This is a genomic window from Desulforhopalus glucosivorans (assembly GCF_054397165.1).
Map to the genome: position 1 here is coordinate 5,206,805 of NZ_AP044854.1, position 24,852 is coordinate 5,231,656.

A 24,852-nucleotide genomic window follows, 5' to 3' on the forward strand; every position below is an offset into this window, starting at 1 on the left:
TTGTTTGCAGTTACTCCATTTCTGGCCAATTCTCCGTGTTTGGCTGATCCCATCTGTACAGGAATTATGCTGCTATTATTCTTAAATAGTTAATATTGCCAATACTAGTCTATTTCATTGCGATAATGTGTGCCTCTGTAGATACCGTAAGGTAAAGTTGACGAGATAAATAATTTATGAGGGTTTTTCCTGGCAATCAACTTCTTTTTTTGACAATATTGCTTCAGGGAGCAGGGATGTGTATTTAAAATCCATAAATAATTGATACTACGAATATAATATGTTCCCAATTTAACAGCAAATATACTGTCTAGAGGTCATCCCGATGTGTCATTTTTTCATCAAACCTTAATCTCGTTATTAATTGCTTGATTTCTGACTTATTTCTATATACTTGAGTAGTACAAAGAACAAGAATGCATATCAATGTCGTTTCTACCCCTATTCTCAATACTTGAAGAGAACGCAATGAACTGTTTGAGTTGTCATTGTGTAGTTTTGAAATGCTATGAAAAATCTGAGCTACATCCTGGTTATTATTCTCAGTGCAATTACCATGCATTTCTTGGTGGATTGTACTGATGTGTTTGCCGCACAATCTCACGAATACGAATCGGTCAACATTCAGTTGCGCTGGTCGCACCAGTTTCAGTTTGCAGGCTATTATGCGGCTTTAGAAAAAGGGTACTATGCCGACGAGGGGCTTGAGGTAACCCTAACAGAGGCGACACTCGGAATGGATCGCATTACGCCTGTTCTGAAAGGGCTCGCCCAGTACGGAATTGGCGATTCGGGGATACTGAAGTTGCGTTCTGATGGTCAGCCGCTGGTCGTAGTCGCCCAAATTTTTCAACACTCGCCTAATATCCTGATCACGAGGCGTGACAGCAATATCTACGGCCCGTATGAACTCACGGGCAAAACTATCATGCTTAGCGGCGAACCTACCAGCAGTGTCGCCGTACGGGCAATGCTTCTGGAGACTCTGGGTGACCTGAATCAGGTATCAATTCAACCCCGTACGAAGGGCGAAGAGCTCATTAACGGTCATGTGGATGCCGTGGCTGGTTACCTTTCCAATGAGCCATTCCATTACAGACAGAAGGGGATGCAACTCAATATCATCGATCCACGCAGTTATGGCATCGACTTTTACGGTGATAACCTTTTTACCACTGACCATGAAATCAGGACTCATCCGGAACGGGTTAAGAAGGTGGTCCGGGCCACACTGAAGGGCTGGAACTATGCCCTGAAGAACAGGGAAGAGATCATTGACGTAATTTTAGCCAAGTACAACCCTGGCCTTGACCGGGAAAAATTGCGATTCGAGGCTAAGACAATCGACCAGATGATCCTACCGGACCTTATTCCCATCGGGGATATCCACCCTAAACGTTATGAACGTATCGCAGAACTCTACCACCGCCTCGGTTTGAGTGCGTCCCCTGAGCTTCCCGAAGGATTTATATACCAGCAAAAGCTTGCTTCAACCAACTTGCTGACGGTTGAAGAACGAGCCTGGCTGAAAGCACACCCCGGTATTCGTTTTGGCTATACAAATGACTTCCAACCTTCCTTAATCGTGCATGAGGACGGCAGGCTGGAGGGGATATTTAAAGATTTGCTCGACATTCTCAACCGGCGACTAGGAAGCGATTTCAGCATTATCACCGGAGATCTACCTACCATTCGCACCATGATCCAAAACCGGGAGGTAGTCGGTCCTCTGGGAATGAGTCCAAAAGCTGGAAAACGCTATCAACTCCTTCAGACGAGTCCCTTATTAAACAGTTTTCCGGTGATCTATTCAGGACCAAGCACGGATGGTGTGATCACATCTCTTGACGACATCACTGGCCGTACATGTGCCATCGTTGACGGTAGCCCGGAAATTGAAGCTCTTGTAAAGCCTTATGGTGACAGCATCACGATTACCCGGACCAAGTCAACCATTGATGCGCTGAAAAATCTTTACGAAGGCAAGGTCGACTTTTTTATCGGCTTCGCCCAATATAACTATCTGGTACACGTTAATCAGCTGGTGGGAGTTAAACCGGTCCTGGCTCTTACAGAACATCAGTTTTCAAGTGTCATGGGGGTCCGAGAGGATTGGCCGGAATTGGTCGAGATTATCAACAAAGGGTTGGCTTCCATCTCGGATGAAGAACACAACGCTATTAACGAACGATGGTTAAAACTACCAAAAAACATTAGAGCGTCACGGGTGCTTCTGTCTCCCCAGGAAAAAGAATGGCTTGCAAAAAAGCAGACGGTGAAGGTTGGTATATCCGACCTTCAGCCCTTTGTTTTCCTTGAACAAGGGCGGCAACCATCCGGGATCACCATCGATATCCTTGATTTGATTTCCGAGAGCACCGGGGTAGACTTCAGCTATATGACACTTCCTGTATCTTTTCATGACGATACCGAAGGCCAGAACAAACTGGACGGCCCTGATCTGTTACATTGTCTGAGACCCAAGACTGAAACCGATGACCATAGTCTTCATTCAAAAACATACATGCGGACACCCCGGGTTGTCTTCAGCGAACGAAATGCCCTGCCTGTAAACGGTATGCAAGATCTGTTCGGCCACACCCTCAGCGTTCTACAAGGAAGCCCGCTGACCCATTTAATCTCGCAGGACTATCCCGAGATCAAACTGCTTCTCTACGAGACTGAAGAGGATGCTCTTGAGGCGGTGCAATTGGGCAAGGCAGAGTTTTATATCGGTGCATTAACTATTACCTCTCAGATAATTTCCCGTAACGGCTGGAATAGTCTCAAGGTTGCCGGCCCTTCAGGGCTGAAGGATATGGAGCTGTTTTTTGAAGTCCGTAGCGACGAACCCGAACTTCTCAGCATTATCGACAAAGGGGTTGAAGGCATCTCAGAGGGAGAACGGCTCGCGATACGCAACAAATATATGGCCATGCGCTATGAACATGGTATCAGCCCCCGAGAACTGACCCAATGGACGGCAACAGTCGTTGGCGCGTCCACAGGATTGGTTGTGCTGATTATATTCTGGAACAGGACTCTGGCCACCCGTGTTCGAAAACGCACCACTGATTTGCGTATCACGAATGAGCAACTGCAGACCGAAATTGAAGTGCGAAAGACCGCTGAGCAAGCGGTCAGGTCAAATGAGCAGATGCTGATGAAAAGTGAACGACTGGCGCGCATGCTGTTGAACGCCCCCGCTCACCTGATTCAACTCATTGATGAGGATGGGACGCTTCTGGATCTCAATGACGCCATGGTCAGGTACCTCAAGCGGCCGCGGACAAAAGTGCTTGGCACCTGTGTATTTGACATTTTTACGGAAGAGGAGAAAGTGAGACGGATGGATTTTCTGCGTCAGGTTATCCGTCAGAAGACTCCCGTGTGTTTCATTGACAAAGGATCGACGGGTAGAATTTTTGAAACTACAATTTATCCTATCGAGACACTGGAAGGCGAAAAACAACAATTCGTTATTTTTGCCTCCGATATCACTGACAGTGAAAATGCCAAAAAAGAAAAGATGGCGTTGCAGAATGATCTTGCACATTTGAACAGGCTTATGACGATGAATGAACTGGCCGCCTCCCTGGCCCATGAAATCAACCAGCCGCTCGGAGCTATTCTCAATAACGCCACTGCTGCTCAGGTTTTGTGTAATGACCTTGCTCAAGAGAATTTGGAAATCAAGGAAATTCTGGAGGACATCAGCGGTGATGCCTACCGTGCCGGTCAAATCATACGCAAAATCAGAGGGAGTGTAGAAAAGGGAGAGAGCAAATTTGAATTGTTTGATATTCATCAGGTTCTTGACGAAACTCTTGAAATATTTCAAAGTATGTTTAGCTTGGATAAAATCACTGTCCACTTGGACAAGTATCCGGAACTTCATCAAATTGTCGGGGACCGGATTCGGTTGCAACAGGTCATCATGAACCTGATAAACAATGCCATAGAGGCCGTCCGCTACAATGACCCTGCAGTCTTGATAATACGAACATACGTGCACACCCCTCACACGGTTACCGTAAGCATCATTGATAATGGTCCAGGCATCGATGAGAGTTTAAAAGAGAAACTGTTCGATCCGTTCTTCACGACAAAAAAAGCTGGCCTGGGGATCGGACTTCGTATCTGTCGGTCCATCGTAGAGGAACATGGCGGTAGGATATGGGCGGAAAACAACGCTGATGGCGGAACAAATTTTCAATTTACACTACAAACCAACTCGAGAGAATTTGAATGAATTCTAATGCTGCGGTCGTCTATATTGTCGATGATGATGTATCTTTTCTGAAAAGTGTGGAACGCTTAGTCCGCATTGCCGGCTACGAAGTAGAAACGTTCGGCTCCGCCGACGCGTTTTTAGCAAAGGCCAACATTCGCTATCCCGGGTGCCTTTTACTCGATGTCCGGCTTCCTGATGTCGACGGTTTGGATTTCCAGCGGACCCTCAGAGAAAAATGCTTTATTCTTCCCATAGTTTTTATGACCGGGCACGGCAGCATCCCAATGGGGGTTCAAGCCATGAAAAACGGGGCGGTCGACTTTTTAGCCAAGCCTTTCAAATCCGAGGAGCTATTGACTGCTGTTCGCGAAGCGCTCGAACGTAATGCAATCGAGGCCGCTGAAACGCAGGAAAAAGACCAGATCATCACACTGATCAACACCCTGACACCTCGGGAAAAGGAAGTCTTAGGGTTTGTAATCGCCGGAAAACTCAACAAAGAGACGGCCCTTGAACTCGGTACCTGCGAGAAAACCATCAAGGTTCACAGGAGCCGTATTATGAAAAAAACCAAGGCTTCTTCTGTGGCAGAGCTTGTCCGCCTGGCCCAGAAGGTCGATATACAACCTGTTGGTTGATCAGCTACCTCCTCCCCCTCCTCTGCCCGGCCAAATCTCGTTAACTGTCATTTTATCCGTTATTTGTTGTCCTTCTGATTGTTGGCCTAAGGTCCAATTTACATACCATTAATCGTTGTATACTATCACTTAAATCATTATTCGAAGCTTTCAATTTGATCCTGTGTCGTATTTTTTTATCAACAAGGCATGAGGTATGAAGCATTCTGAAATACGGGCATTTATTGTCGATGACAATCTCTCTTACGGAAAATCCCTGCAACGTTTGCTGGACTGTAGGGGGATATCTACCGACTTATTTGATTCCGCCGAGACTTTTCTCGATTCCGTCCCATCCGGTCAGAAGGGCATCGCCATCATAGATATCCACATGGCCTTTCTCGACGGCTTATCTTTAATGGAGCAAATGCAGGTTTTGGGCTACACCATGCCGGTGATTCTGATTACCGGACAAACCGGTCCATCGACAAGAGATATGGCCATGGACCGGGGTGCTGTGGGGTTTCTGCAAAAACCTTTTCTTGAAAAATCACTGATGAGCCTGATCGAAGAATTGCAAAACCCAAAAAAGTTAAATCCAACGAAATGATACGAAATATAAAGAGACACATTACCAGTAATGGTAGGAACATTTAACGAGTAAAAGCAGCACTTATCCTAAAGGGGGGAGTTACAGTGAAAACAAAAAACAAAAGTAGTGAAGAAAATCCGTACGCAACGAAAGACAATCCATACGCAACCAAAGATAATCCGCTGGCGACTCAATATAATCCATACGCAACTGGAAAGGATTATTCCACAATACCACAGCGTTTACACAAATACCCCTCTTCTGATACAGCGAAGAAAATCGTACATGACTCCATAACCATGGACACACTCTTTTCCGGTACTTGGCCAGAGCAGTGGTCAACTCCTGAAGGCCCTGAGTTTCATGAGCAAATGGACCTCTGCATTGCTGCAGGAATGAAGGTAATGGCTTTATGCCCCTCAGCTGATTCATTAAATCCAGCTGCTTCGGTATCGCTGAAGGCGCTGCAGTTTTATCTGAAAAAGATCAACGAACGCCCCGATAAATACAAGATTGTGCGTACGACCAAGGATATTGATGATGCGATAACGGAAAAGAAGTTGGGCTTATACTTTACCCACCAGGGTACAGGACATTATGAAGGTGATCCCGATAATGTCGCGATTTGGCGGCAGCTCGGTTATGGCTATTGTTTATTGGCGTACAACCAGCGTAATCCTGTGGGTGATGGATGTTTTGTGAAAGAGAACGGACCCCTTACCGCTTATGGAAAGAAAGTGATTGAAGCCTACAACCGTTACGGCATGCTCGTGGATGTGAGTCACACCGGTGAACGTACAGCACTTGACGCCATTGAGCACAGTAGTCAGCCGGTCATATCATCCCACTCGGTCGCCATGGCCATAGCAAAATATCAACGTAGTCTAGAGGACTCGGTTATTAAGGCGATTGCCCAGAGTGGTGGTGTCTGTTCCATCAACTCGGTGGGTGCTTTTGTTGATACGTCCAACCCGGATATCGTAACGACAGACATGCTTTTTCGGCATATCGATTATATGGTGAATCTCGTAGGTATTGACCATGTCGGTTACGCTTCTGATTTTATCCCGGATACCACCTTTACGTCCGATGGCATGCAAACAGAATTTGGTCAGGCAATTTTCCCGGATGGTGGCTATTCATTCAAAGCGGGCCAAAAAGGATTCCCAACACCCGCTTCCTATCAGATCATCGCCGCCCTGGTGGATAAGCTGCTTGAAAAGGGATATTCCGAAGAGGATTGTGGCAAGTTCCTTGGTGGCAACATGTACCGCGTCATGAAGCAGGTCTGGGGTTGAGCCCCGACCTGACCCCGCGAAATAAGAATGAACGAGTGGCTTCTGGGAACCCCCAGGAGCCGTTCTTCCTGTAACCTCAGTGTGAGTTAAAAGGAGTTACTACATGACAAACAAACCCATTTGCAGACAGTATCAAAGAGGCATCCGCTTGCCGTTAACGGCATTGCTTCTTGCCATAATAGTTTCTGGCATCTCCTCAGTTGCGATCGCTGCGGATACTCAAGGGACAGCAAAATCGGCAGATGATGTGGCTCGTGAGCTTGCCAATCCGAACTCTTCGCTTGCGACCCTGACAGTTAAAAACCAGTATCGATGGTACACCGGAGATCTGCCTGGTGCCGATGACCAGGATAACTATACGATGATTTTCCAACCCGTTTTTCCTCTTTCAATGCCTAAAAGTGAGAACGGCGACGCGAGGACCGTTTTTCTTCGGCCAGGATTTCCGATACTTTTCGATCAACCCGTGCCAGGTGTGGAGAATGGTGCACTGGATTGGGATGGTGTTACGGCCCTCGGGGATGTTGGATTTGACATCGGCTACGGCGTCTCCCAAAAAAGCGGCTTCTTATGGGCAGTTGGTATGGTGGGTACCCTGCCTACCGCAACCGATGAAGATGTGGCTGGAAAGCAGGTCCGTCTTGGACCGGAGTTCTTGCTGGCAAGGTTCGAGAAGTGGGGCATTTATGGAATATTCCCAAGCCATCAATGGGATGTGACTGGCTGGTCTGATAAGTCTTTTAATACAACCCAGTTTCAGCCAGTTCTCAAATTCATTTTGCCAGGTGGCTGGACGGCAGGTTCTTCACCAATTGGCAATTATGACTGGGAAGGTGAAGAATGGACTATCCCTGTCAACCTGAGTGTTTCCAAGACAGTGATGTTCGGTGAGACTCCTTGGAAATTTGAGTTGGAAGCCAATTACTATGTTGAGCAACCGGACGCCTTCGGCCCGCAATGGATGATTGGCTTCAATATCTCACCGGTCGTCAACAACCCGTTCCAAAAAGGGTTTAATCGGCTGATTGGCGTAAAATGATTGAGAGAGGCCGCCGCCCCTGCAGTTCCACTGGTCGGCAGCCAACATTCGTATCTTAATCAATTTGATTACAGAAATACTTCAAAAGACAGAAAATAAAGTGGAGCGATTATGAAAACTGGAAAACTAATAACCCGTGGGCTGGGATTGCTCATCGGCCTGACAGCCTTAGCCGTTCCGGCGCAGGCGCAAGACTATGACCTCGTCATTAATAATGGCCGGGTCATGGACCCTGAGACGCTGTTTGACGGTGTCGCCAACGTCGGTATTAAAGATGGCCGCATTGCCGAAATCAGCAAAACCCCGCTGAAGGGTGCCAAGACGATAGATGCCACCGGCCAAATCGTGGCACCGGGCTTCATCGACACCCATTTCCACTTTCAAATGCCGATCGGCTATTCCCTCGGGTTGCGCGACGGGTTGACCAGCAGCATGGATTTTGAGATGGGCTGTGCGGGATCCTATATCGCGGACTGGTACAAGGCACGCGAAGGCGTGACCGGGGCCAACTATGGCTGCGCGGTCAGCCACGAGTTTGCCCGCGCGATGTTCATCGACGGGTCAGACGGCGATTACATGAAAGACGGCCCCTTAGCCGCCTATGAAACCCGGAAGAAAACTGGCTGGAGCGTGACGCGCCCGACCCTGGAACAGGGCAACGCGATTCTCGAAGAGATTGACAAGGGCCTTCAGGCTGGTGCCCCCGGCATCGGCAGCACCGTGGGCTACATGAGAGCGGGCGTATCTTCACGCGAGATGTTCGAGATTCAGAAAGTCGGGGCACGTTATGGCCGCCCGACCGGTGCACATACACGCTATACGCTCGGCAACGACACGCAAGAGAATAACGGCGCGCAGGAACTCGTCGCCAATGCCCTGGCGCTTGGCGCCCCGGCGATCGTGCTGCACTTCAACAACCCCGGCTGGCGGCTTGCACACCAAATGATTATTGGGCTTCAGGAACAGGGCCACAAAATCTGGGGAGAAGTCTATCCCTACGCTGCGGGTTCCACCACGATCAATGCGGAGTTTCTGGAGCCCAAGGTCTGGGTCGATCAGATGGGCAACCGCTATGAAGATACCATGCTGGATCCGGTCACGAATGAGTACTATACCCTGGACACCTACAAGAAGACCGTCGCATCCGAACCGTCCAGGCCAATCGTCGTATTCAAGATGCCCAAAGAAGATCAGGCGAAGTGGCTGACGCTGAAGGGCGTGACCATGGCCAGCGATGCGGTGGGTGCCATGCCGTACGACGCCCCGTGGGATTACCCACTGGAAAAACTGGGCGGCACTCACCCCCGCACGTCTGGCGCCCGAGGCGCTACGATTCGCCTCGGTCGGGAAAACAACATCCCGATGATGCAGCTGATGTCGATCCTCAGTTACAACGCTGCCAAGCATCTGGGCAGCATTGGCTTGAAAATGATGGATGAACGCGGCCGTATCCAAAAGGGCATGGTCGCCGATATCGTGGTGTTTGACCCTGAACTGTTCAGGGACAATTCAACCTACGAAAATGGCGCCATCCCTTCAACGGGCATGAAAGCCGTGATCGTCAACGGTCAGGTTACCGTGCGTGACGACAAACTTCTTCCAGTTTTCGCCGGTCAGCCAATCCGGTTTGAACCCGAAGCCAAGCCGCGCTTCGTGCCGATATCAGTAGAGGGGTGGGATGCCGAATTCTCGACCGGGATGCCAGATACCTTCACGGGCGCCTTCCCTAAGGGCGGTGAAAATTGATCGTGATCGCATTCAAGCAAGGAGGCGGGATCATGTGTTTTCTTTGATCTCCGTCTTTTTGGCGGCGCACGCGGCAGTGCTGGGCACCGCCGCCTTCCCACTGCTTTGACAACCCGAAGCAGACACTGAAAACGTTTAGAGAGGATACAGTATGACTGAAAAAACACTTGAAGAAGTAAAAAGTGAACTTGCCCATATCGCGGCGATGCCCGGCAATACGGTAACCGAAAGAACGACTCCCATTTCCAAGACCAAGCAGTCGTTAAGCGCGGAAGAATACTATGCAATCACAAAGCGCTTTAGCTATTGGGGTGTGCAAATGGGCGGTGATGACTCCATTTATTACAACGGCCATATGTCTCAATATATGCACACGCAAATGGTTATGCCAGATGGCCCCGTGGCCGAACTGGAACGTGCCATTGATTCCCGTCTGAAGGATTTGACTTTTAAGAAAAAAGACGGGACATCCACCGAAAAGCTTGGTGATTTTCTGGTTGGTCCGGCGCGCAAACAGGCGATGATGATGGCGCACAAGGGCAAGGTGGTCTTCGAGGATTATCCCGGGATGAAGCCGAACGATTCTCATCTCTGGATGTCAACCGGAAAGACGACCTCCGGGCTGCTTCTCGCTCAGCTCGTGGCCGAAGGCAAGGTGAACCTGGACGACATGACCAGCAAATACGTCCCCGGCCTGCAAGGCTCCGCCTGGGACGAAATCCCGGTCTGGGCCACGGCCACCATGTCGCCCTGTCTCGATGTCGAGGAAACAATGGTTTCTATTATTGCTCCCGGATCGTGGATCAACAATTTCCACCACACCTTCCTTGGTGAATACGACACTCCCTATATCGAGCAGTTGCGGACAGTAAAGCGGCATCCCAGCGGCGAGAAACCAGGTGATCCGAAGTCTTACCGGTATTCCTCGGCGAACCCGCTGGTGCTGCAAATGATCTGCGAAGCCGTCGAAAAGAAACCCTTTGGCACCCTGCTGCAGGAGCGCGTCTGGGAAAAGACGGGGTTCCGCAACCCGATGCAACTCCACCTGGCGCCAGACGGCATGGGTGTTGGCTACGGAATGATGAGCACCACGGCCGAGGATATGCTGCGTTTCGCGATGCTGCACACGCCGAGTTGGAACAAGGTGGCCTCCGAAAGGATCGTCACGGACGAAATGGACAAGATCTATCGCTCTACCGCGAGGGTCCAGACCTATGAGGGTTCGGTTGAGCAGGGCTATAACCTGGACTGGTTCGGTCATGCGCCGAAGTCTCAAGGCGTCATGTGGGACTGTGTCTTCGAGGATGGCGCCATGTTTAAGCACGGCAACCTGGGACAGGGCATCTACGTCGATCCCAAGCGTGACTTCTGCGCCATGGGGTTCGGCATAGCGGACAACAATGCTGGCATCGACTACGCGCCGGGCTTCATGCGGGCAGCCGCGAAGCACTGCGCCGGTGAATAGTCAAATGAGAAAGAATTCAATGAAAAGGAGTCAGAAATGAAGACAGCAGAAGAAAAGCGTGAAGCCTACTACAAGACACCGCAGAGGTTACATAAATATGAGTCCTCGGATAAGGCGAAGGAGATTGTCCAAAAATCAATCGCGATCGACACCTTATTTTCAGGCGTTGTACCTATTCAGTGGAGCTCGCCACAGGTACCCGAGTTCCATGACGAAATGGACAAAGTCAAGGCCGCAGGTTTTACGGCAATCGCAGCATGTACGACTGCAGATGCCCTTGGTGCAAGTTTTGTAGAAACCATGAAAGCCCTCGAGCTCTATTTGGCGAAGTTCCATGAGCGTCCGGACAAATACCAATTGGTGAGAACTGCCGCCGATATCGACAAGGCCATCGCTGAAGATAAGTTGGGCATCTTTTTTACGCATCAAGGTACCGACATCATGGAAGGAGACCCGCAAAGAGTCAGTGTTTTACGACAGTTGGGTTATGGGTATTGCCTGTTGGCTTATAACGCTCGAAACCCGGTTGGTGACGGAGCCTTCGAACCGGATAATGGACATTTGACCATCTATGGTAAATCATTGATTGATGCGTATAACAAATATGGGATGGTGGTAGACGTAAGTCATACGGGTATCAATACATCACTCGGAGCGATTGAACGCAGCACGGACCCTGTCATATCATCCCATTCCGGTTCTCAAGCCATCAATAATTATCCCAGATGTCATACTGACGAAGTCACCAAGGCCTTAGCTCAGAGTGGTGGCGTACATTGTATCAACACGGTGGGTGGTTTTATGGATCCAACCAATCCTGATATCGTGACCACCGACATCATTTTCAAGCATATTGACCATATCGTTAATCTCGTTGGTATCGATCATGTGGGGTATGCGTCTGATTTTATCCCTGATGTCTACGTTACGGCTGAATCGGGGCAGACCCCCTTGGCTGATGCCATATTCCCTGATCCCCGGGGCGGGCATATGTTCCAGGATATGTGTAAAAAGGGAGTGCCTACTCCTGCACCGTATCAGTTCATCGCGGCCCTGGTCGATAAGATGCTCGAGAATGGTTACTCGGAAGAAGACTGCGGCAAGGTCATAGGCGGCAACGTCTATCGGGTGTTCAAGCAGGTCTGGAAGTAGATTTCCGTCGGACGAAATGGACAAGATCTATCGTTCTACCGCCAGAATCCAGACATACGAGGGGTCGGTCGAGCAGGGCTATAACCTGGACTGGTTCGGTCATGCACCGAAGTCTCAGGGCGTCATGTGGGACAGTGTCTTCGAGGATGGCGCCATGTTCAAGCACGGCAACCTGGGACAGGGCATCTACGTCGATCCCAAGCGTGACTTCTGCGCCATGGGGTTCGGCATAGCGGACAACAACGCGGGCATCGACTACGCGCCGGGCTTCATGCGGGCAGCCGCGAAGCACTGCGCCGGCGAATAGTCAAATGAGAAAAAAATTCAATACAGGAGCACAAATCCATGAGCAACAACAAGATCATCGACGACGCGCTGAAAGTGGACGGCGCGAGAGTCACACTACCCGTTAGTGCCGCAATCACCAAAGAGGCTTTTACACCTGAGTATGTCTCCAAGGCACGTAAAAGCTGGAACAATTTTCACTTTCAGATGGGCGGCGATCACGCCCTTTATTACGCCATGCACTTGCAGGAGTTCATGTATTCCTCTGAATCCGCACCCAGCATGGAATACAAATCTCTTGAGCGAAATATCAAACCGGAAATTCGGAATGTAAGGCAGCAAACGAGCAAGGGTGATATTACTCTCGAAGAGTATATGAACGATCCATTGTATCGAGCCCAGGGCATGATGATGGTGCACAAGGGCAAAGTGGTTTATGAAAGCTACCCTGGTATGCGCCCAAGCGACCGTCACTTGACTTCATCGACGGGAAAAATCACATGCGGGCTTGTCGTGGCCCAATTGATCAAGGAAGGCAAGGTCGACGAAACGAAAAACATCGTTGATTACATTCCTGAGTTGAAAGACACGGCCTGGGATGGCGTGACCGTGTACAGCGTGGCGAACATGTGTACCGCACTGGACAACGAAGAAACCATCGAACACATCCTGCAGCCTGACTCGGCGGTTACCCGGTTTCTGGCAGCCTGCGCGGGCAGCCCAAGAGCCACGACTGGAGAAGTGGAAGACTGGATCGACGTGGCGCGAGATCAAACCAAGCTGCCCGGAGATGAAAAGCAGGGAGAGGTGATGCGTTACGCATCCATTAACACGGCGATCCTCACCAAGATGGCGGAGAACGTTGAAAAGAAGCCATGGGGTCTGATTTTTGAAGATCGTGTGTGGTCCAAAGTGCACGCGAGAAGATCCATATTGTTCCCTTTGAGCCCCACAGGATTCGCGCTTCCGCTCGGTTTTGTCGCGGTCACGCTGGAAGACTACACAAGGTTCGGAACGATGTTCACACCAAGTTGGAATGCCGTCTCCTCCGAGCGCATTGTGGATGAGGATCTATTGAAGGTCTTCTACGATAATATCGACAAGGAGCGCTACCTGAAGGGAGCCAAAATTGAAACTTCTAAAGCAGATTTCAATGAGGCCGCCATGGGGAATGCGATCCAGTGGGACTACATTTGGGAAGACGGTGCCATGGCAAAGAGTGGCAACCTCTGCCAGATGATTTACGTCGATCCCAAACGGGATTTTGCCAGCGTATTCTTCTCCACCACCCCATTTGTCGACGGATACGGCGAGTTCAAGGCCGGCGCCTTCCAACGTGCTGCCGCCAAGATGCTGGCCGGGGAATAACGAAGCACCAAACAAACAACATACCTTGGAGAAAATGATGAAGACTCCACCGGGATGCCGGATCCGGATGTCACGGGTGCTTTTCCTGCGAAGGGCGAAAAGTATTCATGACACTTTCAGAAACGGAGGCGTGATATGAGGTTTTGGGTATTCGTTTTTGTGGTGGCGGCCATGCTGGCCGCCACCCAGGCGTCTGCTAAACCTGAAGAGATCGGTTTTTCAGACCTTGCGGACCCTTTAGCCGTCGTTTTCGACGACCCCTACCGAGACATGGGGTTCCGTTTGCTGAATGAGTTGAAGCTTCTGATCGAGTTGGATCAGAAGCTCTCGCAAAATGATCTTTCTGAAGACGACCGGGCCAGGCTCACTGCCCGACGCAGCGCGGCGAAGGACATGCTTGAGATCAACGGTCAAAATGTCGATGCGCTTTTAGCCCAGCGCTGGGACGTCGCCAGAAAGCGGCAGACCGCGCGCATGGCCACGAACCCCGCTCTGGACAAGGTCGAGGTCACGCTGTCGGGCTATCTGATCCCCGCGCCGCAGGCCGCCGATGGCACGTACTTCGGCTATCTGGTCCCCCAGGTGGGAATGTGCAGTCATCTTCCAGCCCCTCCGACGAACCAGCTCGTTCGGGTGAGGTTGATGGACGACCCGCAGGGCCAGTCTCTTTATGTGCCGGTTCAGGTGTCCGGCAAGCTGCGAGTTGAAGCCAGCGATGCCACCATATACATCCTCGATGGAGAGGCGCGCATGCTCAGCGGCTGGACTTTATACGCCAACACTGTCGATCAACGGGAAGATTTGGGCGGGAATGGCGTTGGTGGTGTATCGGAGAAAACTGTCACCAACGGTGCCGAGCGCTGACATATCGGCCGCGTACATGCAAAAAGATGGGCCTATACTGAGAAAAACCTGTAAATGATGGGTTTTCTCAAACTGACTGCAGCTATTGTCACAAAAGGAGCTTACGCAGTGTCATTCAGAATATCCAAAAGAAGCATTTATTGCAGATGGCTGGCGCTATACGCTCTGGCTTCGCTACCCTTTCTCGTCGGCCTCGCCGGCATCGCCTTGGCTGCACCCACTGAAAAGGTGCAGCTAATCACCTGGAAAAATCTTATCCCGCACGTTGAGATATATAACGACCCCTTTCTTAAGCTGACCCCTGATCAGAAGCTCGACCTGGTGGTGGTCTCCAGAACAAGACAGCTACAGTCGGAAGGCGTGGACATTACACCAGAGCAAGCGGAAAGGCTCACTAACGCATTAACGCGGCTTGAAAAGGACCATATTGATATTGATGGTTTGCTCGCTTTGCGCGGAGAGATTGCCGCCAAGCGAAAGCACGCGATGGAAGCGGTCAACGAAACCCTGAACGAACAGCAGGTCCGACTCGCCGGCTATGTCCTGCCACTCGAGATGGATGGACTGAAGATAACGGAATTCCTGCTCGTTCCATACGTCGGTGCCTGCATTCATGAGCCGGTACCTCCAGCCAATCAAATCGTACTGGTGAAATTTGCCCAAGGGATTGAGGTTAATGGGCAATTTACGCCAGTATGGGTACAGGGAAAAATGATTACACAGGATGGCACAACGAAACTTTATTTGATTGATGGCAGCGCAGATATTCCGCGCAGCTACACGCTTGAAGCCGACGCTATTGAACTTTATAAAAAATAGTATGGAGATAGTTTGATGTACGAACAGGCTCAAACCGCACCTGAGCAGGATCTTGAAGGTTCGTCCGCACCACAGACTACGAAGGTCGAAGTTGCACCCCTGTCTGAGTTGCGATTGTCGCCTGTTCTTGCGGTGAAAAATTTGAGTTTTGCCTGGCCATCATCTTCGTTCCAGATCGGAATCACAGATTTGAATGTCAAATCAGATGAGCATTGGCTGCTCGAAGGACCAAGCGGTTCAGGCAAGAGCACCTTGCTGCAATTGCTGGGAGGGGTGCTGCTACCGCAGCGGGGGGAAATCCAAATCCTCGGTCAGAGCTGGGCGGCGCTGACAGCAGCTCAGCGCGATCTGCGCAGGGCTGACCATGTGGGTTTTATTTTTCAGCAGTTCAACCTTGTCCCCTACCTGAGTGCCCTTGAGAACGTCCTTTTGCCGTGTCGATTCTCCAAGTCACGTCGTCAGGCGGCCGAAAGCGGCGGTGGACTCAAGGATGAAGCGCGGCGCCTGCTCGCCGCCCTCGGGCTCGGAGCCAAGGAAATCCAGTCGCGTCGCGCGGCGCGTTTGAGCGTCGGCCAGCAACAGCGGGTTGCCGCCGCGCGGGCGCTGATCGGAAACCCTTCGCTGGTGCTCGCTGATGAACCGACCTCGGCCCTTGATGCCGACAATCGCGCCGCCTTTCTGGAGTTGCTTTTCTCGGAGGCGTGCAGCGCCAAGACCGCGATCGTACTCGTCAGCCACGATACCAGTCTGCGTCCGCATTTCGAACAACACCTGGCGCTGGAGGGGGGCCTATGTTGATGCGCTCTCTGCTAACCCTGGCCTGGAGCAGTCTTGGTTCGCGGCGCTTCGTTGCGTTGTTGACGGTTGCCTGTATAGGTCTGGGCTCTGCCGTGCTGATCGTCGTCGAACAGATCCGGACAGAGGCCCGCGAGGCTTTCACGCGCAGCGTCTCCGGGGTTGACCTGGTTGTGGGACCTCGCGGCGGCTCGGTTGAGTTGCTGATGGGGGTGGTCTTTCGTACTGGCACGCCAGGGCGCGGGATGACTTTCGAGTCCTACCGCCAGATCGCGGCACTTCCCGGGGTGACCTGGGCACTGCCGGTCAGTTTCGGGGATTCGCACCATGGCTACCCGGTGATGGGCACCGAGGCAGACTATTTCAAGCATTTCCGTTATGGACGGTCGCAGCCGCTGGCCTTTGCTGCAGGAAATCCTTTTGCTGATGTTTTCGACGCCGTGATCGGCGCCGAGGTCGCCGAACGGCTCGGCTACCGGCTGAACCAGCAGATCGCTCTTGAGCATGGCCTGGAAGCCGCGATGGATGAGAAGCACAGCCATCAGGACAAACCGTTCCGCATTGTCGGCATCCTGCAGCGCACTGGTACGGCGGTTGATCGTACGATCCATGTCAGCCTGGCTGGCATCGAAGCGATGCACGCCGACTGGGTGGATGGGCGACCCCCTGATGCATTTGACAAACTCAGTGCCGAAGAAGCCCGCCTGTTGGTTAAGGCTCCGGAGCGGATCTCGGCGATGCTGGTAGCCCTCGATCAGCGTGGGGCCGCATTGTTTATGCAGGCACATCTCCAAAAATGGCCAGCGGAGCCGCTCAGCGCTGTCATGCCCGGCCCGGCGCTGCTGGAGCTGTGGGAGATTGTCGGCGTGGCCGAGAAGGTACTGCGTGGCATGTCATGGTGTGTGATCACTGTCGTGCTGGTGGGAATGCTGACCGTTCTCTGGAGTGGACTGGAAGAGCGCCGTCACGAAATGGCCGTGTTGCGCGCTGTCGGCGCGAGGCCCCGGCACATATTTCTGCTGATCATCGGTGAAGCCTTTCTGCTCACCCTCGGCGGCGTGATGGTGGGGATATTTTTTGCGGCGTTAACCTTGTCGGCACTGGAGAGCACGCTGGTCCAGCAGTATGGATTGAGTCTGTCCGCTGCATTCTCCGGGAGCACCATCGTGCCACTGTTTTCGGGGCTGCTCGCGGCTGGTCTGCTGGCTGGACTGTTGCCAGCGATGCGTTGCTACCGTCGTTCACTCTCTGACGGGCTCAGTCCCGAGATGGGAAGTTGATTCAAGACAAGAAATTTTTTGGCGTTACAAAGGGTAACGTTCAAGGGATTCAAATGGCCAGGAAGCTCGACGTGAAGACTACCTTTGGAACAGACCTGATTTTCAACCCTGTTGCTGCAAAAAAACATGGTGACAGCTGCCAATGCAAAATTAGTGAAAATATGCGACTCGCGTCATACGTATCCCGGTACGTCGATCCCAAGCGTGACTTCTGCGCCATGGGGTTCGGCATAGCTGACAACACTGCGGGCATCGACTGCGCGCTGGGCTTCATGCGGGCTGCCGCGAAGCACTGCGCTGGCGAATAGTCAAATGAGAAAAAAATTCAATACAGGAGCACAAAACCATGAGCAACAACAAGATCATCGAAGACGCGCTGAAAGTGGACGGCGCGAGAGTCACACTACCCGTTAGTGCCGCAATTACCAAAGAGGCTTTTACACCTGAGTATGTCTCCAAGGCACGTAAAAGCTGGAACAATTTTCACTTTCAGATGGGCGGCGATCACGCCCTTTATTACGCCATGCACTTGCAGGAGTTCATGTATTCCTCTGAATCCGCACCCAGCATGGAATACAAATCTCTTGAGCGAAATATCAAACCGGAAATTCGGAATGTAAGGCAGCAAACGAGCAAGGGTGATATTACTCTCGAAGAGTATATGAACGATCCATTGTATCGAGCCCAGGGCATGATGATGGTGCACAAGGGCAAAGTGGTTTATGAAAGCTACCCTGGTATGCGCCCAAGCGACCGTCACTTGACTTCATCGACGGGAAAAATCACATGCGGGCTTGTCGTGGCCCAGTTGATCAAGGAAGGCAAGGTCGACGAAACGAAAAACATCGTTGATTACATTCCTGAGTTAAAAGACACGGCCTGGGATGGCGTGACCGTGTACAGCGTGGCGAACATGTGTACCGCACTGGACAACGAAGAAACCATCGAACACATCCTGCAGCCTGACTCGGCGGTTACCCGATTTCTAGCAGCCTGCGCGGGCAGCCCAAGAGCCACGACTGGAGAGGTGGAAGACTGGATCGACGTGGCGCGAGATCAAACCAAGCTGCCCGGAGATGAAAAGCAGGGAGCGGTGATGCGTTACGCATCTATTAACACGGCGATCCTCACCAAGATGGCGGAGAACGTTGAAAAGAAGCCATGGGGTCTGATTTTTGAAGATCGTGTGTGGTCCAAAGTGCACGCGAGAAGATCCATATTGTTCCCTTTGAGCCCCACGGGATTCGCGCTTCCGCTCGGCTTTGTCGCGGTCACCTTGGAAGACTACACAAGGTTCGGAACGATGTTCACACCAAGTTGGAATGCCGTCTCCTCCGAGCGCATTGTGGATGAGGATCTATTGAAGGTCTTCTACGATAATATCGACAAGGAGCGCTACCTGAAGGGAGCCAAAATTGAAACTTCTAAAGCAGATTTCAATGAGGCCGCCATGGGGAATGCGATCCAGTGGGACTACATTTGGGAAGACGGTGCCATGGCAAAGAGTGGCAACCTCTGCCAGATGATTTACGTCGATCCCAAACGGGATTTTGCCAGCGTATTCTTCTCCACCACCCCATTTGTCGACGGATACGGCGAGTTCAAGGCCGGCGCCTTCCAACGTGCTGCCGCTAAAATGCTTCATGGAGAATAGAGAGAGGATTCAAAAGGAGATACTGTTCGTAATGTTTCGAACCCTGTAAGTCTAAGGAGGAATGGAAAGCCTGACAAAAAGATAGTCAGACACTCAAATTAGATAAGTACAGCACTCAAAGAAGAAGGTACATGGAACATAATTTTCAAGATATTTCTGAAAAGCTTGAGAAGCTTTCGCAGGGACTGGTTGGCCGCATCGGTGTGGTTGCACAGGAAATTGGCTCAGGGGAGCGCATCACAGTAAACGGTGATGAAACGTTTGTAATGGCAAGTAAAATCTACAAGAACACGGTTAACTAAGCTGGTCGAGAGCCTTGCTAATGGTTCTCTTCACTAAAAAGGAGAATACAAATGAAATTTAAAAAACTCTTAATCGCTTTACTGGCTGTCATTCTATGTATGCCAGGTTTCGCACAGGCAGCAGAGCCCTCTGCACCGAAACTGACGCTCATCAGCAACGTCAATATCTTCGACGGTAAAACCGAAAAACTTCATCAGAACATGCATGTGCTGGTCAAGGACAATCTGATCGAGACGATATCCAGCGAACCTTTGGCCGTCATTCAGACCGACAATGTAACCATGATCGATGGAGGCGGGCGGACGTTGATGCCTGGTCTGATCGACGTGCATTGGCACACCTACTACGCGAATATTCCGGTAAGCACACTTACGACCGGTGACATGAGCGAAGTAGCCATTAAGGGGTTTGTCGGTGCCGAGAAAACCCTCATGCGAGGTTTTACCACAGTGCGCGACATCGGAGGAAACCCATTTGCCGTTAAAAAACTCACGGATACTGGCGAATATCCTGGACCGCGTATGTATATATCAGGTCCTCCAATGTGCCAGACAGGCGGCCACTTTGATTTCAATGGGAAGAATGATGTTCCTTCAAATTCGGCGGACGCCTTGCCATACTGGGAACGTGTTGGGCTTGTTGCGCTGGCGGATGGTGTTCCTGAAGTGACCAAAGGTGCCCGGGAAATCCTGCGCATGGGCGCCACCCAGATCAAGATTGCTGGCGGTGGCGGCGTTACCTCTCTTTATGACCCCGTGGATGTTCAAGAATATACCTTCGAAGAAATGAAAGCAGTTGTTGATGTGGCGAAAACCTGGAACACCTATGTCGCTGCACACATTTTTACCGATGCGGCCATTCAGACCGCGGTTAAGGCTGGGATCAAATCGATCGAACACGGTAATTTGATTAAAGAAAAAAAGACCTTGCAGATGATGAAGGATAATGGCGTCTGGTTAAGCGCTCAGCCGCTGTTGAACGACGAGGACGCGCTGAAGTTCGATAACCCAATCAGCACGGCAAAATTCATCGAAGTAACCGATGGAACGTCTAGGAATTACAAGATGGCCAAAGAAATGGGTGTAAAAATTGCTTTCGGCACCGATTGTTTATTCGATCCCTCTTCAGCTGCATTACAGGGAAAGTTGTTAGCAAAAATGAAGCTGTGGTTTACTCCGTATGAAGTCCTCAAAATGGCTACTTCCGACAATGCTGAACTGCTGATGCTAAGCGGTCCTCGCAACCCATACCAACAAGGGCCGCTCGGCGTGATTGAAAAAGGTGCCTATGCGGATCTGATATTAATTGATGGTAATCCTCTGGAAAATATCGACCTCGTTGCCGATGCTGAGAAGAACTTTGTCATGATTATGAAGGACGGCAAAATCTACAAGAACACGGTTAAGTAAGCTGTTCGAGAGCCTTGCTGATGGTTCTCTCCACTAAAAAGGGGATTATGATGAAGAATATAGAAGGTATCGATTTGACCCAATATCCAGAGAACTTTCGGAGTATCCACGACGAGATGATCGCAATTGATGCAACTGGTCCGCTCCTTGGCTTCCCTCCACCGGGAAAACTCCTGGTCGATCCTTGGGAGCTCTATAAGAAGGGAGGCGCTGACATTGTTTTTACTACTATAAGCAGCCGCTCGTTAGAAGAAACAATGAACTATCTAACTTATGTCGCCAAGCATATGGCTAAAGATCCCGACACCATGCTGATCAAGAAGGTCGCGGATATCCATGAGGCCAAGAAGACAGGCAAGCTGGGCGTGGTCTACCAAATTCAACCACCCAATCCGTTGTACGGCAATATAGAGTGGGCCTGGTTTTTCAAGCAGGCTGGCATAGGAATCTGCCAAATGACCTACAACCAGAAGAGTGAGTTCGGGTACGGCAGTGGGGAAAAGGAGGACAAAGGATTAACCCAGAAAGGTCGTGAACTGATCAAAGTTCTGGACGAGGCGAAGATCATCGTGGATGTGGCGCACAGCGGCGTAAAAACCGCGCTGGACACGATCGATGCAGGGTCTGGTATCGTAGTCAGCTCCCACGGTAATGCGCGCGCGGTGATCCCGAGCGACCGTAACTTTCCCGATGAGGTGCTTAAAGCCGTCGCTCAAAAAGGCGGCATCTGTGGCGTTGCGGGCTGGCCACCGTTCATTTCCACCAACAAGGATAACCGTCCGAGTATGGAGGATATGATTCGCATGATCGACTATATGGTCGAGCTCATTGGAATTGACCATGTCGGAATCGGTATGGACTACATGCTGGGACAGGCTGGGACAATCCCGAACGAAGATGCCAAGGCCCTCTATAAGTATTTAGTCGATAAAGGGGACTGGAGTCCAGACACCTACCCGCCACCACCTTGGCATTACCCCGAGGGAATCGATCTTCCAGACACGATGTATAACCTGACTGGGGCCCTGCTTGCCCGAGGCTACAAGAAAGAGGATATCTCCAAGATTTGGGGAGGAAATTGGCTGCGGATCCTGGGTCAGGTCTGGGGTTGAGTTAAAGAGACGAGAGGCCGACATTTGGGTAGGCCTCATTCGCCAGACTGGAACACCGTTGAGTAAACATACTCAACTGAACAAAGACTAAGTTTTCGGCCATACTTCATTAATGGAAAATATGCAAAGTTCTGAATCTAAAGCTTCGACAGGTAATTCACCAAAGAGCTTGCTGGGACGCGGAAATGGTCCGGCAGAATTCTCTGAAGGTTCAAAGGTTCCCTTCGAGGAAGCCTGGCAATTCATCGTCAAGGTCGGACTCGCGGCCCATCGATATGGATCCACTGCGGGCAGGCTGGAAACCTTCCTTGTCGACCTTTCGAAGAAGTTTGGCTACCAGGGAGTATTCAGGTCGACCCCGTCAGACATCATGTTTGCTTTACGGAAAAGCCCCGATTCACCACAGCGCGTCGAGTTTATAGCGACACCTGCTCCGGGTGTCGATCTCGACAAATTAGCCCGCCTGGGTGACCTGTTGCAGGAGTTGCAAGCCGGCACGCTGACGCTCGCTGAATCGGTTGCCCGGCTCGACGCCATTGACAAGGCGCCGCCTCCGTGGGGCAGGTTTGCGAGCATGCTGGGTTACGCCTTTACCGGCATGGGGCTGGCACCGCTTCTTGGTGGCGGATGGGCTGACACGCTTTTTGCCACGCTGTTCAGTATCCTTGTTTACGGACTGGTCCTGCTTTCATCACGTCTCGGGCCTGCCGCTTCAGACTGGCTGCCGTTCTCGTCCGCCTTCATCGTCGGCGTTCTGTCAACTGTGGTCAAATTCTGGGTGCCGGAGCTCAATTTGGTTCTCGTAATTCTCTCGGCCGTGGCGATCATCCTTCCAGGGTACACAATCAGCCTCGGTATCGGAGAACTGGTGGCGCAGCACATCGTATCAGGCACCGCAAACCTGATGAGTGGCCTGATCTGCCTGTTCAAGCAGGTCGCGGGCGGATGGCTTGGCGTCATCGCCGCAGGTTTTGTCATCCCATTGGCAGCAATGGGGTCTGCGAATCCGGTTGAGCCGGTTTGGATGTGGCTGCTTGTTCCCACCATCATTGTAGGGTTGTGCCTGGCGTTCCAAACCTCGCACCGGGATCTTCTATGGGCCGCTCTGGTTTGCGGTATTGCTTACCTCGGGATTTTGGCCGGGAGTGCACTCCTCGACAGCAACCTGGGCAATCTGGTCGGCACCATCATTGCGGTGGTCGTCGCCAATCTCTGGGCCAGGAAGACCGGACGACCGAGCTCGATTGTGCTCATTCCCGCCATCGTCCTGCTGGTAAGCGGCAGCATCGGATTTCGTGGCCTGGCCTCCATGGCTGGAGGGGATTTGCTGCTCGGTGCACAGCAGTTTTTGCAGATGTTCGTGGTGGCCATGACCATTTTTGTTGGAATACTGGTCGGTCACACCATTGTTCGTTCGGAGCCTGGCCTATGACCTCGAAGGAGCATCCAGTAGGGATTATAAGAGAAATGTTAATTTTTAAATATCGTTAAGACCATAAGGAGAATGAAAATGAATAAACAAGACAGAATTAACGACATGCTCAATATGGAGACACGCATGTCAAAGTGGAAACAACCGCAATCACTCGACTTTGTATATGGTGCAACCAGTCGTTACAGCTTTGTGAACTGGCAAACGGGTAATGATGATTCGATTTATTACAACTTAAATCTTCCAGCATTTTTCAAAACACAGGTAGTCATGCCACCGGCTGAAACAAGCATACTGGAACGGGACTTACATCCTGAGCTATTGGACATCAGCTTTAATAATCTGGATGGGAGTAAAAACCCAACTCTTGAGGAATATATTAAAGGGCCAAAACAGGTTCAGGCCATGATTATGGCCCATAAAGGAAAAGTAGTATTTGAAACCTCTCCCGGAATGAGAGAAGGCGCTCCCCATGTATGGATGTCAGCCTCCAAAACAACGGTGAGTTTAACAGCTACCATGTTATGGGAAGAAGGTAAATTAGATGTTGAAAAGCCTATCACTGACTATGTTCCGGATCTTAAAGGAACAGCGTGGGATACGGTTTCTGTAAAGAATGCCATGAATATGTCATCCGGGCTCGACGTTGAGGAAACGTTCGAGAGTCTCATCAACCCCAAATCATTTATTGCCGGTTTTATGACAAGATCCTTCGAGAGTGGTCATTCAAGCTGGCGTGAATGGGCCAAATCGGCTCAACCATTACCCAATGAAAAACCGGGTGATAAATTCCGGTATTCCACGTGTATCACGTTGATTTTAGTGGTCATGGTGGAGAACATCACGCAAATGCCCTGGCACGAATACTGGGGTCAACGCGTATGGTCTAAAATAGGGGCAAGATCTCCATTTAGCGTTGCGCTTGCCCCGGATGGTACACCAGGTGCTGCTGGGCTGAATATAACTACAATAGAAGATATGCTTCGCTATGCCCTGTTATATACTCCAAGCTGGAATAAAGTTGCTAAAGAAAAGGTTATTTCTGATAAAATGCTGAAATTCATACAGGATTTTGGCAACCCAGCGGCGTATGTAGGTTCTGGAGAAGAAGCTTACGGACAGCGTTGGTTTGGTGAAACGCCGTATACCAATACCGCCCAGTGGGATCATTCGTTTAAAGATGGTGCCATGTTCAAACACGGGAATATGGGCCAAGGCATCTATGTGGATCCGGCTCGTGATTTCTGTGGATGTTATTTCGGATTGGCAACGAACGATGAATCGATATCCGGCGCTGACCACTCTCCCGGATACCTGCGAACTGCCGCGAAGCTTTTAGCCGGAGAATAAAACAATTTCAGTTGCTCAACACGATGATTGTTTTTTAT

21 protein-coding genes are annotated in these 24,852 nt (G+C 50.9%); all 21 read left to right on the forward strand.

The window, feature by feature from the left end; genetic code table 11:
- Window positions 1–556: 556 nt before the first annotated feature.
- The 21 genes from ACX6CI_RS22250 to ACX6CI_RS22350 all read left to right on the forward strand — a co-directional run bounded on the left by ACX6CI_RS22250 (window position 557) and on the right by ACX6CI_RS22350 (window position 24,814).
- Window positions 557–4,252 carry an ABC transporter substrate-binding protein gene (locus ACX6CI_RS22250; protein ID WP_458778505.1) on the forward strand — a complete coding sequence of 1,232 codons (3,696 nt, stop codon included), beginning with the start codon at window positions 557–559 and terminating at the stop codon, window positions 4,250–4,252.
- Window positions 4,249–4,872: a response regulator transcription factor gene (locus ACX6CI_RS22255; protein ID WP_458775845.1), complete on the forward strand. Its 624-nt coding sequence runs from the start codon at window positions 4,249–4,251 to the stop codon at window positions 4,870–4,872. The genes ACX6CI_RS22250 and ACX6CI_RS22255 overlap by 4 nt, the downstream gene beginning before the upstream one ends.
- Window positions 4,873–5,068: 196 nt before the next feature.
- Complete coding sequence (locus ACX6CI_RS22260) at window positions 5,069–5,461, forward strand: response regulator transcription factor (RefSeq protein ID WP_458775846.1); 393 nt, start codon at window positions 5,069–5,071, stop codon at window positions 5,459–5,461.
- A gap of 86 nt (window positions 5,462–5,547) precedes the next feature.
- Window positions 5,548–6,741 (forward strand): dipeptidase, encoded by a 1,194-nt coding sequence (locus tag ACX6CI_RS22265; protein WP_458775847.1) that lies wholly within the window; start codon window positions 5,548–5,550, stop codon window positions 6,739–6,741.
- A 103-nt stretch (window positions 6,742–6,844) separates the two neighbouring features.
- On the forward strand, window positions 6,845–7,780 hold the full coding sequence (locus ACX6CI_RS22270) for a hypothetical protein (protein WP_458775848.1): 936 nt from the start codon (window positions 6,845–6,847) through the stop codon (window positions 7,778–7,780).
- A 111-nt stretch (window positions 7,781–7,891) separates the two neighbouring features.
- Window positions 7,892–9,526, forward strand: coding sequence for an amidohydrolase family protein (locus tag ACX6CI_RS22275; protein WP_458775849.1), 1,635 nt, complete (start codon window positions 7,892–7,894; stop codon window positions 9,524–9,526).
- A gap of 151 nt (window positions 9,527–9,677) precedes the next feature.
- The gene (locus tag ACX6CI_RS22280) at window positions 9,678–10,991 is read left to right on the forward strand and encodes a serine hydrolase domain-containing protein (RefSeq protein ID WP_458775850.1); all 1,314 of its coding nucleotides are present in this window, start codon (window positions 9,678–9,680) and stop codon (window positions 10,989–10,991) included.
- A gap of 36 nt (window positions 10,992–11,027) precedes the next feature.
- Window positions 11,028–12,143, forward strand: coding sequence for a dipeptidase (locus ACX6CI_RS22285; protein ID WP_458775851.1), 1,116 nt, complete (start codon window positions 11,028–11,030; stop codon window positions 12,141–12,143).
- A 16-nt stretch (window positions 12,144–12,159) separates the two neighbouring features.
- Complete coding sequence (locus tag ACX6CI_RS22290) at window positions 12,160–12,450, forward strand: hypothetical protein (protein WP_458775853.1); 291 nt, start codon at window positions 12,160–12,162, stop codon at window positions 12,448–12,450.
- 38 nt (window positions 12,451–12,488) lie between these two features.
- Window positions 12,489–13,796 carry a serine hydrolase domain-containing protein gene (locus ACX6CI_RS22295; protein WP_458775854.1) on the forward strand — a complete coding sequence of 436 codons (1,308 nt, stop codon included), beginning with the start codon at window positions 12,489–12,491 and terminating at the stop codon, window positions 13,794–13,796.
- Window positions 13,797–13,931: 135 nt separating this feature from the next.
- Window positions 13,932–14,660: a DUF3299 domain-containing protein gene (locus ACX6CI_RS22300; protein ID WP_458775855.1), complete on the forward strand. Its 729-nt coding sequence runs from the start codon at window positions 13,932–13,934 to the stop codon at window positions 14,658–14,660.
- A 54-nt stretch (window positions 14,661–14,714) separates the two neighbouring features.
- Complete coding sequence (locus tag ACX6CI_RS22305) at window positions 14,715–15,479, forward strand: DUF3299 domain-containing protein (protein WP_458775856.1); 765 nt, start codon at window positions 14,715–14,717, stop codon at window positions 15,477–15,479.
- Window positions 15,480–15,494: 15 nt separating this feature from the next.
- Window positions 15,495–16,277 (forward strand): ATP-binding cassette domain-containing protein, encoded by a 783-nt coding sequence (locus tag ACX6CI_RS22310; RefSeq protein ID WP_458775857.1) that lies wholly within the window; start codon window positions 15,495–15,497, stop codon window positions 16,275–16,277.
- On the forward strand, window positions 16,271–17,554 hold the full coding sequence (locus ACX6CI_RS22315) for an ABC transporter permease (RefSeq protein ID WP_458775858.1): 1,284 nt from the start codon (window positions 16,271–16,273) through the stop codon (window positions 17,552–17,554). Before ACX6CI_RS22310 ends, ACX6CI_RS22315 begins: the two co-directional genes overlap by 7 nt.
- Complete coding sequence (locus ACX6CI_RS22320; protein ID WP_458775859.1) at window positions 17,551–17,862, forward strand: hypothetical protein; 312 nt, start codon at window positions 17,551–17,553, stop codon at window positions 17,860–17,862. Before ACX6CI_RS22315 ends, ACX6CI_RS22320 begins: the two co-directional genes overlap by 4 nt.
- 38 nt (window positions 17,863–17,900) lie before the next feature.
- Window positions 17,901–19,208: a serine hydrolase domain-containing protein gene (locus ACX6CI_RS22325; protein ID WP_458775860.1), complete on the forward strand. Its 1,308-nt coding sequence runs from the start codon at window positions 17,901–17,903 to the stop codon at window positions 19,206–19,208.
- Between the two features lie 131 nt (window positions 19,209–19,339).
- Window positions 19,340–19,510, forward strand: coding sequence for a hypothetical protein (locus ACX6CI_RS22330; RefSeq protein WP_458775861.1), 171 nt, complete (start codon window positions 19,340–19,342; stop codon window positions 19,508–19,510).
- Between the two features lie 51 nt (window positions 19,511–19,561).
- On the forward strand, window positions 19,562–20,920 hold the full coding sequence (locus tag ACX6CI_RS22335; RefSeq protein WP_458775862.1) for a metal-dependent hydrolase family protein: 1,359 nt from the start codon (window positions 19,562–19,564) through the stop codon (window positions 20,918–20,920).
- 47 nt (window positions 20,921–20,967) lie between these two features.
- Entirely contained in the window at window positions 20,968–22,032 is a 1,065-nt protein-coding gene (locus tag ACX6CI_RS22340; RefSeq protein ID WP_458775863.1) for a dipeptidase, read from the forward strand.
- Window positions 22,033–22,153: 121 nt separating this feature from the next.
- On the forward strand, window positions 22,154–23,464 hold the full coding sequence (locus tag ACX6CI_RS22345) for a threonine/serine exporter family protein (RefSeq protein WP_458775864.1): 1,311 nt from the start codon (window positions 22,154–22,156) through the stop codon (window positions 23,462–23,464).
- A gap of 78 nt (window positions 23,465–23,542) precedes the next feature.
- Window positions 23,543–24,814, forward strand: a complete 1,272-nt coding sequence (locus ACX6CI_RS22350) for a serine hydrolase domain-containing protein (protein ID WP_458775865.1) — start codon at window positions 23,543–23,545, stop codon at window positions 24,812–24,814.
- Window positions 24,815–24,852: the final 38 nt, after the last annotated feature.